Origin of the sequence: Pseudomonas sp. 6D_7.1_Bac1 (assembly GCF_025465945.1) — a bacterium.
Taxonomy (GTDB): Bacteria; Pseudomonadota; Gammaproteobacteria; order Pseudomonadales; family Pseudomonadaceae; genus Aquipseudomonas.
This window is the reverse complement of the sequence record NZ_JANLNW010000052.1, coordinates 45,752-59,116: the sequence shown is the minus strand read 5'-3', so window position 1 is coordinate 59,116 and position 13,365 is coordinate 45,752. Positions and strand designations below refer to the sequence as shown.

General features: G+C 56.3%; 13 protein-coding genes. 6 read left to right on the top strand and 7 right to left on the bottom strand.

Features of this window, described 5'->3' with window-relative positions:
• Window positions 1-28: 28 nt before the first annotated feature.
• The 5 genes from NTD87_RS13270 to NTD87_RS13250 all read right to left on the bottom strand — a co-directional run bounded on the left by NTD87_RS13270 (window position 29) and on the right by NTD87_RS13250 (window position 4,063).
• The gene (locus tag NTD87_RS13270) at window positions 29-1,525 is read right to left on the bottom strand and encodes a phage tail sheath subtilisin-like domain-containing protein (protein ID WP_262114397.1); all 1,497 of its coding nucleotides are present in this window, start codon (window positions 1,523-1,525) and stop codon (window positions 29-31) included.
• Window positions 1,525-1,707, bottom strand: coding sequence for a DUF2635 domain-containing protein (locus NTD87_RS13265; protein WP_262114396.1), 183 nt, complete (start codon window positions 1,705-1,707; stop codon window positions 1,525-1,527). Before NTD87_RS13265 ends, NTD87_RS13270 begins: the two co-directional genes overlap by 1 nt.
• Window positions 1,704-2,288, bottom strand: a complete 585-nt coding sequence (locus NTD87_RS13260; protein WP_262114395.1) for a hypothetical protein — start codon at window positions 2,286-2,288, stop codon at window positions 1,704-1,706. The genes NTD87_RS13265 and NTD87_RS13260 overlap by 4 nt, the downstream gene beginning before the upstream one ends.
• Before the next feature lie 153 nt (window positions 2,289-2,441).
• Entirely contained in the window at window positions 2,442-2,789 is a 348-nt protein-coding gene (locus tag NTD87_RS13255; protein ID WP_262114394.1) for a phage holin family protein, read from the bottom strand.
• A gap of 539 nt (window positions 2,790-3,328) precedes the next feature.
• Entirely contained in the window at window positions 3,329-4,063 is a 735-nt protein-coding gene (locus tag NTD87_RS13250) for an XRE family transcriptional regulator (RefSeq protein WP_262114681.1), read from the bottom strand.
• A gap of 255 nt (window positions 4,064-4,318) precedes the next feature.
• Here NTD87_RS13250 and NTD87_RS13245 point away from each other — a divergent pair, with 255 nt between their 5' ends.
• From NTD87_RS13245 to rffA, 5 genes are all read left to right on the top strand, one after another.
• Entirely contained in the window at window positions 4,319-5,005 is a 687-nt protein-coding gene (locus NTD87_RS13245) for a WbqC family protein (RefSeq protein WP_262114393.1), read from the top strand.
• The gene (locus NTD87_RS13240; RefSeq protein WP_262114392.1) at window positions 5,002-5,925 is read left to right on the top strand and encodes a glycosyltransferase family 2 protein; all 924 of its coding nucleotides are present in this window, start codon (window positions 5,002-5,004) and stop codon (window positions 5,923-5,925) included. The genes NTD87_RS13245 and NTD87_RS13240 overlap by 4 nt, the downstream gene beginning before the upstream one ends.
• A 78-nt stretch (window positions 5,926-6,003) precedes the next feature.
• Entirely contained in the window at window positions 6,004-6,414 is a 411-nt protein-coding gene (locus NTD87_RS13235; RefSeq protein WP_262114391.1) for a GtrA family protein, read from the top strand.
• The gene (locus tag NTD87_RS13230) at window positions 6,411-7,163 is read left to right on the top strand and encodes a class I SAM-dependent methyltransferase (RefSeq protein WP_262114390.1); all 753 of its coding nucleotides are present in this window, start codon (window positions 6,411-6,413) and stop codon (window positions 7,161-7,163) included. Before NTD87_RS13235 ends, NTD87_RS13230 begins: the two co-directional genes overlap by 4 nt.
• A 13-nt stretch (window positions 7,164-7,176) precedes the next feature.
• Window positions 7,177-8,316 carry a dTDP-4-amino-4,6-dideoxygalactose transaminase gene (gene rffA, locus NTD87_RS13225; RefSeq protein WP_262114389.1) on the top strand — a complete coding sequence of 380 codons (1,140 nt, stop codon included), beginning with the start codon at window positions 7,177-7,179 and terminating at the stop codon, window positions 8,314-8,316.
• A gap of 60 nt (window positions 8,317-8,376) precedes the next feature.
• Here rffA and NTD87_RS13220 read toward each other — a convergent pair whose 3' ends face one another.
• Entirely contained in the window at window positions 8,377-10,023 is a 1,647-nt protein-coding gene (locus NTD87_RS13220) for a hypothetical protein (RefSeq protein WP_262114388.1), read from the bottom strand.
• Between the two features lie 230 nt (window positions 10,024-10,253).
• Window positions 10,254-10,829, bottom strand: a complete 576-nt coding sequence (locus NTD87_RS13215; protein WP_262114387.1) for a hypothetical protein — start codon at window positions 10,827-10,829, stop codon at window positions 10,254-10,256.
• A gap of 446 nt (window positions 10,830-11,275) precedes the next feature.
• Here NTD87_RS13215 and NTD87_RS13210 point away from each other — a divergent pair, with 446 nt between their 5' ends.
• On the top strand, window positions 11,276-13,249 hold the full coding sequence (locus NTD87_RS13210; RefSeq protein WP_262114386.1) for an acyltransferase family protein: 1,974 nt from the start codon (window positions 11,276-11,278) through the stop codon (window positions 13,247-13,249).
• Window positions 13,250-13,365 lie beyond the last annotated feature (116 nt).

Here is a 13,365-nt window from a genome sequence, read left to right as displayed (position 1 = left end):
GCACAAGTCACACAGTGAAACGCGGCACTCAGGCCGCGTTTTCGTACTGCAAACGGAATTGGTTCAGCAGTGCGAACACCCGCAGACCGTTGATGTAATCCGGCGGGAACAGCACATTGACGCGGCTCGGGTCCTGGCTGTCGCGTTCGACGATCAGGTGCTGGGCGAACAGCTCGGCGTTCTCCACGTGGCCTTCCAGTTCGAGCTTGGCGTACTGGGCGATCAGCTCACCGCGAATGCTGCTCGGGGTAACGATCGGCTGGCCGGCGCCGAAGCGGGTGCCGTCGGCGGCCAGTTTGTGGCGGCCGTACTTGCTGGTGATCACGCTTTGCAGGCGACGCACGATGAACGCCGACTGGTGCATGGTTTCGCTGTCCAGGTAGGAGTTATCCGCCTGGCCGTAAGCGTTCTTCTGATAGGTGGTGATTGCCCGCTGAATGCGCACGTAACCGCCTTCGTAGTACGCCGTCGCGATGCCGTAGTTGAGCAGCGACTGGCGTTCAGTCAGGGTGAAACGCTCGCTGGCCGGAGCCGGCTCGACACCCGGCAGGCTGCCGCTTTGGGTCGGACGGCTGGCGTCGGCGGAAATGAATACCGAGGTGCGCGCAGCCAGCGCAGCAGCCTGAACCCAGAACGGTTGCGGTACACCCAACTCCAGCGCCTGAATGGTCATGTGCTGGTCGTTACGGGTTTGGCCGGCGGCCACCAGGGTGCCAACGGTGCCGCGTTTGGCGGTGTAGACGTGACCGAACAATTGCTTGGCCCACGACCAACGACCGACGCTGTCATCCATGACGGCTTGCCAGGTATTGAGGGTCGCAGTGTCTGTCCACGGCATGCAGATGAATTCGAACGGTTCATCGCCGAGTGCAGCGACTGCGGCAACCTGATCCGGCACGCCAGCGCCACCGGTCATTGGGGTAATGGCGGTGGTCAGGCCCGCCGGCGTGGCTTCGCCGTTGCTCTTGCCCAGGCGATTGAACTGCAGGCTGATGTCGTTGGCGCTGTCACCGGTCCATTTGGCACTCAGGGTAATCACGCCCTCAGCCGCGATGGCGGTGACCGGCAGATCGGCACTGGCGTTGATTTTCAAGGCCAGTGCAGTCGCTGCCTGAGCCGCCGTTGCAGCGTTGACCACGGCCGCTTGAACTCGCACGCCGCCGACGTACAGGTTGAGCACGCCGCTTTCTGTTGCGGTGCCGGTCAGGGTCAGCACGCCTTTGGCGATGCTGCCCACGGTGTTGTGCAGCGGCAGGCACCAGATTTCGCCAACCGGGTCGGTCTTGCGCCAGGTGTCGTACATCGAGGCCAGCATCGAGCCTTGGCCACCGATACTTTTGGCCAGTGCCACACTAGACACCAGCACCAGTTTGCCGACATCGGCGCTGGCGACGTTGTCGTTGACCTGAGCGACGATCAAGCGGCGCATGGCCGACGACGCGCTATTGGCTGCCGAATTGTCCATCTCGGCGTAGAACAGCGGAACACGAATGTCCGCGGGGATGTTGCTGAATCCGATCGCCATTATTTGGCTCCCTGTGGTGTTGCCGCTTCCACGGCGTTAAGAGTGATGTCGCCATCGGCCAAACGTCGACGCCACCAGGCGTTGTCCGGCACTTCACGGCCCTCGAGAGGCAACAGATCGCCCGCTTCCGGGTCGGGCACGGCACGGCCTTCGGCCGGCAGCACAGTGATGCGTTTGCTCATTGCTTTACGTCTCCAGAGAAAGTCAGTTCCAGGCGCCCGTCAGGCCCCGGACGTTTCAGGTTAGGGTCCGCCGGGTCGATCGCATCGACCCGCACGGTCACCCCGGTAAAGGACGGCAAGCCGTCCAGTTCACGCTCGTGCCAGGTTTCCGCCGGCTCACCGGACCTGTTACGGCCCAGCTGGAATTCGGCGAAAAAGCGCAGGCGGTAAAGCACGCGGCTGGTGTTGATCGAAACCAACTCGCCGCCGTCGTATTCAATGGCGTCGTAATCGCCACCCGGCTTGAACCCCACCAACGCCCGCCACAGCTCGGCACGCAGCCCCTGCAACTGATCCAGCGCCAGCGCGGCATCCGTGGCATCGAGCAACAACGTCACCTCGAAGCGATCGCGAATGGTTTGCCGAAACGCGTTTTGCGCGGTGTTCTTGCTCGCCAGATCGGCGATCACCGCGACATAGGCGGCCGGGGTGGGTTGCGGTGGGGTGGTGGGCAGGGTTTGTGGATCGATGCCGACGACCACGCGATTGGCGAGCGACGGGCATTGATCGCGGAGCTGCTTGAGGATCGGGGTGATGTGCATGGTTTCACCGGGCAATAAAAAACCCGCTCGGGGGCGGGTTTGAGTAAAGGGAATTTGCCGTCGATAACCCGCATCCTTGCGGGTCGAGGTCGTTGTCTACGCCCCCGTCAGCCATTCCATTGGACTTGTTCAGATATGATCCTTTTGCTGCCATTAGTGGTCCTGGCTGGAATCACGCGGTGGTACATCACTCACACCAATCCGCTTGGCCGCCCAGCGTTCGTACAAGCCGATGGCGACATCGGCGCCCGCCATCGCGGTCAGGCAACCGAAGGCGCCAGCGGTCCAGATCGACACGCCAGCGGCATACAGCAGTATGATGGTCGAGACCCCGCAGACCATGCAGGCCCCGGAGCGCAGCGCCAGGCGCCGCAACAGTGGCCAGCCGCGAGCGCCCTCCTTGTCGGCGCGCCACATTTCGCCGGACACCCCGCCGACCACCGCCAGGGCAATGACCAGCCAGATCGGCATGTCCAGCAACGCTTGCTGCTCGTTTGTCATGTCACGCCTCCTGCGTTGATAAAAAGGTGATGGGGTTGTGTGTTCTTCAAGCGTTGTCTCTTGGTGTGCCTGACGGTAGGTAGGCATTCCAAAAAGCCCGGATTTTTGGCCGGGCTTTTCAGTAATGCGGTCCTGCGTCTTCCTTCTGCCGATGGCGAGAAGCGAAGTTGATCTTTCGGCGCTACTGGCGCGGTACGGATCGATTCAAATTGTTCTTCCGACCGCGGTCCCTGCCCGCCGGATAACTGCTTCTGGTGCTTTACGCTGCACACCCGGGTCAGTTGCCAACCCTCTGAACCGTTGAGGCCGGTTCATCGCTGCCTTTGTGGTGGAACTAAAGAGCTTTGTTGCCAGCCGCTTTGTCGAGCGGCTTGGGACACAGAATATGCATCAATGCATATGCAGTCAATGCACAAATGCATTTATTTATGCGCTTAAAATGCACAGGCGCATGAAAGCCCCGCAAACAAAGGCTGGGAGGGGTTTCTTCAGGCGAAAAAAAACCCGCCTTATGACGGGTTTTGCCTGACAGCTAAGGGTTAGCGGGCGTACATGCCCCACCAGAAGACGTGGCCTAGGATGACGATCTGCTCTTCCTGGATTTCCTGGAAGCTGTAGTCCTCGTCCGGATGTTCATCGCGATTGAAGCTGCGCAGACGAATCCCGGTAGGCAGACGATAGAGCTGCTTCACCCGCAGTTGGCCGTTATGGTTGATGGCGTAGAGGTCGCCATCCACGATGTCGCCAATCCCGGATTTTCCGGCGTTGACCCCAACGGTGGCGCCATCGCGCAGCACTGGCAACATGCTATTGCCGCGCACGGTCACGCATTTGGCCTGGTCGAACTGCACGCCGTTATGCCGCAAGCTGCGCTTACCGAAGCGCAAGCTTGCGCGCTCGCTCTCTTCAATGACGAATCTTCCTGATCCTGCAGCCAATTCAACCTCGCGAAGAAAGGGGACCGAGACCTCGTCGTCATCGACGGGGGTATCGTCATCCCACAGGCTTATATCCTTGAGTTCCGAATGCGACTCGTCGCGTGCAGGCGCGGTGGCCGGCGCAACGTCGGCGCGGCCACGCAACTGGTCAGTGCTCACGCGGAAGTACTCGGCGATCTTCGAGATGTGTTTATCCGAAGGATCGACGATCTTCCCGCTGAGAATCCGCGAGAGGGTGGATTGAGGCACGCCGGTGCGACGGTGAAGCTCCGTGGGGGAGATCCCGTGCTGATCGAGCAGCGCTCTTAAGACGGTAGAAACATTGCGTTTTTGCATAACGCGCATAGTGCTTGTTCTTTTCGAAGATGACAAATGCTGATTTGCATAAATCATGCATAAACAACAAAAACGTATCGCGGAACCTTCATGTCCGCGCCGGGCATATCAAGCACCAGGGTTCAAGCGACTGCAGATGCCTTGGGTAACCCACTGCGCTTGTTACTGTTAGCATAGGGAACAGCCTCAGAATTACACAGGCAACGGCACTGATTCCAAAATAGGCAGTGCGCTTGCCCGCGAACGGATTTCAATGTGAAGAAAATTGCCATCCTGCAGTCCAACTATATCCCTTGGAAGGGTTACTTCGACCTCATCGCTGCGGTGGATGAATTCATCCTTTACGATGATATGCAATTCACTAAAAACGACTGGCGCAACCGTAACCAGATCAAGACGCCACAGGGCGTACAGTGGCTTACAGTGCCCGTCGGCCAAGATATTCGTCGGCGTATCCGTGATGTACCTCTGGTCGACGGCTGGCAGATCAAACACTGGAAGACCCTGGAGAGTAACTACCGGCGGGCAGCACATTTCGATGCTATCGCTACCTGGCTTCGTCCCCTGTACCTAGAAACGTCCTACAGCCACCTAACCCAATTGAACAGCAACCTGATAAAGGCCATCTGCGTCTACCTGGGCATCAATACGCGGATTTCTTGTTCCTGGGATTACCAGATGGGCGAAGGCAAGACCGAGCGTCTGGTCGACTTGTGCCGGCAGGCGGGCGCCAGTGACTATATTTCCGGGCCGTCCGCCAAGGATTACTTGCAGCCCGAACTATTCCAGGCGCAAGGCATCGATCTGCACTGGTTCGACTACAGTGACTACCGCGAATACCCGCAACTGTGGGGCCCGTTCGTCCACGGGGTCAGCATTCTTGACCTGCTCTTCAACTGCGGCACTGGATCTAAAACTTACATGAAGCATGTCACCTTATGAGACTGTCCATCGTCGCCACCCTGTATCAATCAGCCCTCCACCTCCAAGAGTTTCATGCACGCTGCAGCAGCGTCGCGCAAGCACTTGCAGGCGATGACTATGAAATCGTCCTGGTCAACGACGGCTCGCCCGATGACAGTCTGGCTCGAGCCATTCGCCTGACAGAAACTGATCGCCATGTGGTGTTGGTCGATCTTTCAAGGAACTTCGGTCATCACAAGGCCATGATGACAGGGCTTGCCCACGCCAAGGGCGACGAGGTGTTCTTGATTGACAGCGACCTGGAGGAGCCTCCGGAGTGTCTGCTGACCTTTTCCGAGCAGATGCGCGGCGAGGACTGTGACGTGGTCTATGGGGTGCAGGAGCAGCGCAAAGGCAGCTGGTTCGAACGCTTGAGCGGAGGTCTCTTCTGGACGTTGATCAACCGACTGTCGGGTTTGTCGCTTCCCGCCAACGTGGTCACCGCTCGCTTGATGAGTCGGCGCTATGTCGATGCGCTGCTGTGCCATGAAGAACGAGAGGTGTTCATGGCCGGGTTGTTTCACATCACCGGCTTCGTACAAAAGGCTGTCACCATACAAAAACTCAGCAGTAGCCAGTCGACCTACACCTTCAGGCGCAAGTTGTCACTGGTGGTGAATTCCGTCACCTCTTTCAGCGTCCTGCCGCTGGTCGCCATTTTCTACATTGGCCTGATTATTTTCTCATTTGCCTGCTGCTATACCGTCTACCTGACGATCAACTCGCTGTTCTTCTCCTATACCATGGCGGGCTGGACCTCGGTGATGGTCTCGATATGGTTGCTTGGCGGCCTGGTCCTCTCATGCATGGGCATCATTGGCATCTATCTTTCCAAAATATTCTCCGAAAGCAAGCGCCGTCCCTACACCATTGTCAGGAACATTTATGGTCGCTCATGACGGCAAACGGCTGGTTTTCCTCTGCCCTGGCTGTGCAGGTAAACCGGCTTTCGGCCAAGCGCTGGACGTAGCAACTCAATGAACAGCCTGACCGCTCGACTGACAAAACGGATACCTGCTGTGCAACTGCTCAAGTATGCCTTTGTCGGCTTACTCAGCAATGCCTGCGGCTATGCCCTTTATCTGTTGCTGACTGAACTGGGGAGCACTCCGAAACTGACCATGACCGCACTTTATATGGCTGGCGCGCTGGTCGGCTTCTTCGGAAACCGCCGCCTGACCTTCTCCTACCAAGGTGGGATCCTGGGTTCAGGTATACGCTACATCCTGGCCCACACTGTTGGTTATGGCATCAACTTCTGTCTGCTCGCCGTGTTCGTCGATCACTTCGGTTATGCGCACCAGTGGGTACAAGCGGTGGCTATCTTTGTGGTCGCCGGCTATCTGTTCGTGACCCTCAAACTCTTCGTCTTCAAGGCAACCCAATGACCTCCCCCGATCGTTCGCCTTTTCCGTCCTCGTCCTATGGTCAACTTGCTCAGGCAGAGTCGGGTCATTGGTGGTTCAGAGTGCGCAATCAGGTAGTGCTCTGGGCCTTGACCAAAAAAGTAAGGCCCTTTAACAGCCTGCTAGAGATTGGCTGCGGCACCGGTTATGTACTAGAAGGAATCAGTCGTGCCTGGCCGCAGATTGAGCTGCACGGTTCGGAATACTTCGAGGAAGGACTTGAGTACGCCCGCAAGCGTATTCCAACCGCGCAGCTCAGACAGCTGGACGCGACCCAGTTGGATGAAGTCGATCGATATGACGTAGTCGGCGCATTCGACGTCATCGAACACATAGAGCAGGACGAAACAGTATTGCGTAACCTTGCCCGGGCCATCCGTCCTGGAGGCTCCCTGGTGCTGACGGTGCCGCAACATCGCTGGCTTTGGTCGCAGGTCGACGAATATGCCTGCCATATGCGTCGCTATAGCCGAGCTGAACTGGTGGAAAAGGTTCAGCAGGCCGGCCTGCAAGTGAGCTATGTCAGCTCGTTCGTCAGTCTACTGGTCCCCTTGATGTGGCTCTCCAGAAAACGCGCGAGCAAACAGCATGATCCCATGAACGAATTCAACATCCCTCGCTGGCTTAACCGCTCCCTGGAAACGGTGATGCAAATCGAACTGCTGCTGATCAAAACAGGCGTGCGCTTTCCCGTCGGCGGCTCACTGTTGATGATCGCCACTAAACCCTGATCGGAATACTGCGATGACTAGCGAAAAAATTCAGTTTAACCGCCCTCACATGACCGGCAAGGAACTGTATTACATCGCCGAAGCCAAGTTCGGCAATATGCTGGCAGGCGATGGGCCGTTCACCAAACGCTGTCACCAGTGGCTGGAGAACACCAGCGGTTGCAACAAGGCACTGCTGACTCACTCTTGCACCGCAGCGCTGGAAATGGCGGCCCTGCTGCTGGATATCCAGCCCGGTGATGAGATCATCATGCCGTCCTACACCTTCGTCTCCACCGCCAACGCGTTCGTACTGCGTGGCGGTGTACCGGTGTTTGTGGATATTCGCGAAGACACGCTTAACCTCGATGAGCGCTTGATCGAGGCCGCTATCACCCCGCGCACCCGGGCTATCGTTCCCGTGCACTATGCGGGCGTAGCCTGCGAGATGGACAGCATTCTGGCGATCGCACAACGACACGACTTGCACGTTGTCGAAGATGCCGCACAAGGCATCATGGCCTGCTACAAAGGGCGCCCACTGGGCAGCCTTGGCAGTCTTGGTGCATTGAGCTTCCATGAAACCAAGAACGTCATCTCCGGCGAAGGCGGCGCGCTGCTGGTCAACGATCCGGCCTTGGTTCGACGCGCTGAGATCATTCGCGAAAAAGGCACAGACCGCAGCAGCTTCTTCCGTGGTGAAGTGGACAAGTACACCTGGCAAGAGGTCGGATCGTCATTCCTGCCTGGCGAATTGATCGCCGCATTTCTCTGGGCACAACTGGAGGAAGCCACAGGCATCACCGAGCAGCGGTTGGCCTGCTGGCAGCACTACCATGATGCCTTGGCGCCTCTGGAGCAGAAGGGGTTGCTCAGACGCCCGATCGTACCCGCCGACTGCACCCACAACGCTCACATGTACTACGTACTGCTGGACTCGCAGATTGACCGCCAGATGGTGCTCAATGCACTAAAAAGCGCGGGTGTTCACTCAGTGTTCCACTACGTGCCACTACACTCGTCGCCAGCTGGCAAGCGCTATGGCAGGGTCCATGGCTCAATGGCCGTGACCGACCGGCAATCGGAACGGCTGATCCGCTTGCCCCTGTGGGTAGGATTGACGCCTGAACAGCAGGATCGCGTCATTGCCGTGCTCGTTGCAGCACTTGCCTGAGCCCCTCAGTCGTCCCGCTCACTACGCGCCTGCGCGGTAAGGAGCGGGCCGGCGCCCTTCCTACCTGACACCAAAGTCGACGCAGCAATAACCACGGTCATTCTGCCGCTGGACATCGCGGAACTCATTGGGTACCCACTCACAGCGCGTGATCAGGCCCGGGCTGTTCCTTTCCTTGAGAAATGGCAGCAACTTGCCATTGAGCAGATCCCCACCGTAGCCAAACGCCGAAACATACAGGACGTGTACAGGGCTACGATCTTTCAGATAGGCGAAGTAGGTCATGTGATCGACCACCACGTGCTCAGCGTGGTCCGCCGGAATATGACAGGACTCGCCCAGTTCCCGGATCGAATCCAGATGTGCCTGGGCGCCCAATACCGGAACGGACAGCGGCTGGCCAGGAATACTGGCGTTTGCGTAATCGGCATTGCGCAGCAGATTCGGCGTTACCAGGTAGAACAGCGCGAACAATGACACTAGCGACAGACCGGCCACAAACGCCAGTGTCAGGTGCCCGGCTACCCTGGCCGCAAACCATGGCCGGACAACCGGCAGGCACTGGAACAGCAAGGCGACGATAACAATAGACAGCGGGACATACTGGATGCCGGCATAAAAGTTCTGGAGGTTATACAACGCGACATTGAGCAGATCGCCCGCAGCCAGCAGCGACGCCAATAGAAGTGCAGCCGACATCCGCCGACGTGCCAGGGAGATCACTGCCAGCCCCACCGCCAGCAAATGGCTGCCCGCCACTAACACCAGAAGAGTGTAGTGAATGAGTGGATTCAACCAGAGCAACGGGGCGGGATTTTCCGTCAAGGGCGGAAGCCAACCCGATTGAAAGGTCGGGCTGAAGGTCAGGTGAACGAGCATGCGCTGGGGAAACAGGCTGATGTTCTGCCAAACCGCTCCAAAGAACGCAACAGGGTCGCTCAATAGCAGACCGGGCATCAGGCTGTTGGCAGCCAGCATCGCCTGGACGGCCGGTGCATCTTGGCATCCGCCCAACAAACTGGCATCGCGCAACACTTGCACACTCAACGCAAGGGCATAGAGCACCAGGCCTGCGCGAATCAGCAGGTTGAAGCCTCGGGTGGCAATCCACACGGCAGCAAGAAAGAATGGTGTGAAAAAAAGGCTCTTGGGATGAGCATAGAAAAACACCGACAGCAGCAGCCCCAGCCCGCCCATTACAACCAATTGCCGTCCTCTGCTGCTCTGCGCGGGGGTGAACAGAGCCAAAATGCAAAAGAGCAGAACCGGCAGCAACATGAACTGCTCCGGGCGCGACAGCACCCAGAGATAGGGCATTACCCCCAGGGACGCGAAAGCGACCAGGAAGGTAAAGCGCTTGGCGCCCTCCTCAGCCGTCTGTCTATGGCACCAGTAAGCCAACAGCCCGAACCAAGCCAACGCGAGCACAACGCCGCTCACACGTAAGCCTAAAGGTTGCAGGTAAGCATAAACTGAAGAAACCAGTATTGCCGCCGGATAAAAGACCCACGCTACCCCATGACCAACAGTGGTGGTGCATTGTGGAAAAAACGAGAGCATCTGCCCGCTTTCCATGAAAAAGCGCGCGTTGTTGAACTTGGTCACAACCTCATCAGAGTAGACCGGAAGAAACACGCCACTGAGCAGCGCACAGATCAACACCATCGGCATCAACAGTAGAATTTTTTTATATACAGCGTTACGCATGGTTAAACGCCAGGCCGATAGACGAAGGAGGTGCGCAAACTAACATCAGCAGGCCAGTGGGTGAAGCACGTCATTGCAACGAACCTCTTCGGGCTAGCACTCAAACCCTCTGATAATGGGTAAGGCCGGCTACAGCGCTGAGCACCTTCTTGGCATCTGCTCGGCTTGGTACTGTCAGCTAAATCCACGCGGAGGCGTCATTGTGTGTTGCCTTGATGCGCTCTGGATATTTAGTTGCTCGCCCGTTTCTGGACAAAGACCGATCCTGCCTTTATGAAGGAACCACTCGGCACAGTCGTATGGTCGACCACCACCGCACCAGCGCCGATGAAGGTATCGATTCCGACTCGGGAATGCCCGCAGAGAGTGGCGTTCGGGGAAATGAACGTGTTTCCATCTACTACACAGTCGTGATTGATCACAGCCCCAGGCCATACGACAGCCAGATCCCCGACATGCGTCCTGATGTCCAGAACGGCACGTGCCATGACCATGGCGCCAGCGCCAATTGTGGTGCTGTCACTCACATAGGCCTGTGGGTGAATGAAAGACGGCAGGCTGTAGCCGTGAGCAAGCAGCTCCTCGAACTTGCGCCGACGTGCCTCAAGGTGCTTGTACCCGATGGCAATGGCAAAGTCATATTCATCAGGCGGGCATTTATGGATAACGTCTTCCAGCGTTCCGACAATGCCCTCTCCGGCATGCCAGTCATCGACAAAACCGGCGAAATACGCCCCGCTGTGCCGTACCAGCTCGCGCACGACGGCTCCAAACTCTGTCGACCCATAAACCAGAATTTTCTTCATTGATCGCTGCCACTTCCTCAAAGTCGACTACATGCCAGGAAGACTAGCTCTTCATGTCCGCGCTCTAAGGTATCAGAGTCACTGAAGCAAAAAACAAATCCGTGCCTGGGAACTCTCGCATGAACAGGGTCTAATCAGACGCTTTGCCATGCAGGTTCTGCGACCTTCACATCAACTCCCTGAAACGCATTATTCCTCTCTCCAGCACGACGTGTTCTTGCCGTCGTCCAGACGGTGGCGGATCGTCCACGTCCAGACCACAGCGCGCGATCTGGCCGGCCAAACATTCGCCTCAGGCCGCAGAACACGTCATGATCCTTCCCGGACGCAGTCTTACCTTTTCCATGCAAAAAAATACCCGCTCAATGGAGGGAATGGTTTGTAGTACTGGTACGATGCTCGGCGCCTAAGCATGGGGCATTAATCAGACGGATCCGCGAACAACAATGACCTCGTTATCCGAACCGGCACAGTCCGCGATCGACCAGCATCTCAGCCACCCGAAGTACCGACCTGATATAGACGGGCTGCGCGCTATTGCAGTTATATCTGTAGTTGCGTTCCATGCCTTTCCATCATTCATTCGGGGAGGTTTTGTCGGCGTTGACGTTTTCTTTGTAATCTCTGGCTTTTTGATATCAAGCATCATTTTCGAGGGATTTGAGAAAAACAGCTTCAGCTTCGCAACTTTTTATAGCCGCCGCGTAAATCGAATCTTTCCGGCTCTCTTGATCGTATTGGCGTCAACTTGGGCACTCGGCTGGATCAGCCTGCTTGCCGATGAATACATGCAACTTGGAAAGCATATTGCCGGCGGCGCTGCGTTTACCTCTAACTTCGTACTGCTAGGTGAGGCCGGATACTTTGACAACAGCGCAGAGACAAAACTTCTTTTGCACTTGTGGTCGCTTGGGATTGAAGAACAGTTCTACTTGATTTGGCCTTTGATGGTCTGGGCCGCTTGGAAAGCTCGACTGAACTCCCTGATCTTGATCATCCTAATCGCCGGCGTATCGTTCACTCTGAACATTTCGAGCGTGCAATCTGACCCGGTGGCCACTTTCTATTCACCACAGACACGATTTTGGGAACTTCTGGTCGGCTCATTTCTGGCCTATGTGACAACACGCCGCAATTTTTTCCAAAATGGAGAGGCGCCAGCGGTCCGGCTGATTCGAAATACCCAAGCACTGATCGGTCTTGCATTCCTGGTAGCTGCATTTTCCCTAACGACAAAGAGCAACCAATTCCCCGGCTGGTGGGCACTGCTGCCAACCGTTGGGGCTGCACTTATCATCGCTGCAGGCCCATTCGCTTGGATCAACAGGGTGGTGCTATCCAATCGAATCTTTGTCTGGGTGGGGTTGATCAGCTTCCCTCTATATCTTTGGCATTGGCCGCTACTCTCATTCGCCAGAATCATGAGTAGCGAGACGCCCACCGTACCCATCAGATTGGCGGCAGTCGTTGCCAGCCTAATACTTGCGTGGCTCACCTTTCGCTTCGTAGAAAAGCCAATCCGCCTTCAGGCAAACCCTCGGATTGCCGTTGCGCTGTTGTCGGCCCTTTTGATTGGTGTCGGAATTATTGGCTATGCAACGTTCAGGTTCGATGGTTTTCCGTCTCGCTTCCCGGTGGAGATACAAGGGATTGCCGACTTCAAATACGAATTTGCTACAGACGCCCGTTACCCAGAGTGCTGGCTCGGAGTAAGTGACCCATACGATGGGTTCGCCAAAAAATGCCTAACCTCAGCCGGGAATAAACCTGGTGAAGGCGTATTGATTTGGGGGGATTCCCACGCGGCGAGACTGTACCCAGGCGTGGCTGCAGTGATTGGCGACAAAACTACGGTTCTTCAAGCAACTCGAAGTTCGTGCCCGCCAATCTTAGACTTTGCTGGCACCGTATGCATAGTAAGTAACAGCTTCATACTGTCGTCCATTAAGGAAATTCAACCACATACCGTTATTCTGTTCGGAGCATGGGGCAGATACGGAGCAGACTGGAGTAGCGGATCTCAGGATCAGGCTAAGCTGCTGCACACAATCGATGAAATAATCGCATCTGGAATTAAGAACGTTATTGTTCTAGGCCCCTCCCCTGAATGGCTTGATCCACTTCCTAAGCTTGTATATAAGGGATGGAAAAGCGACTACCCACTTCATAGAATACCCAGCCGATTGATCGAGGGATTGAATCCAGAAATCAAAACAATAGATTCTAATTTCAAGGACTACATTCAAAAATCAAAAGTAACTTTCGTGTCAATTTATGATCTCCTCTGCAATGCAGATGGTTGCATGACGCATATCAGCGGGGAGCCATCAAAATTAACCAGCTGGGACTATGGACACCTAACAACTGACGGATCTAAATATATCGCGAAGAAGATCCTGGATCTCGGCGTCATTAAATAAGAACAACTTCCCACTCTGCGGGCAATCAAATGGGTTGCCCGCGTGCTCATCACTTACAACCTATACCCATTGGGTACCGGAGCCGCATAAAAAGCCTTCCTCTTGTCGGTAATCTC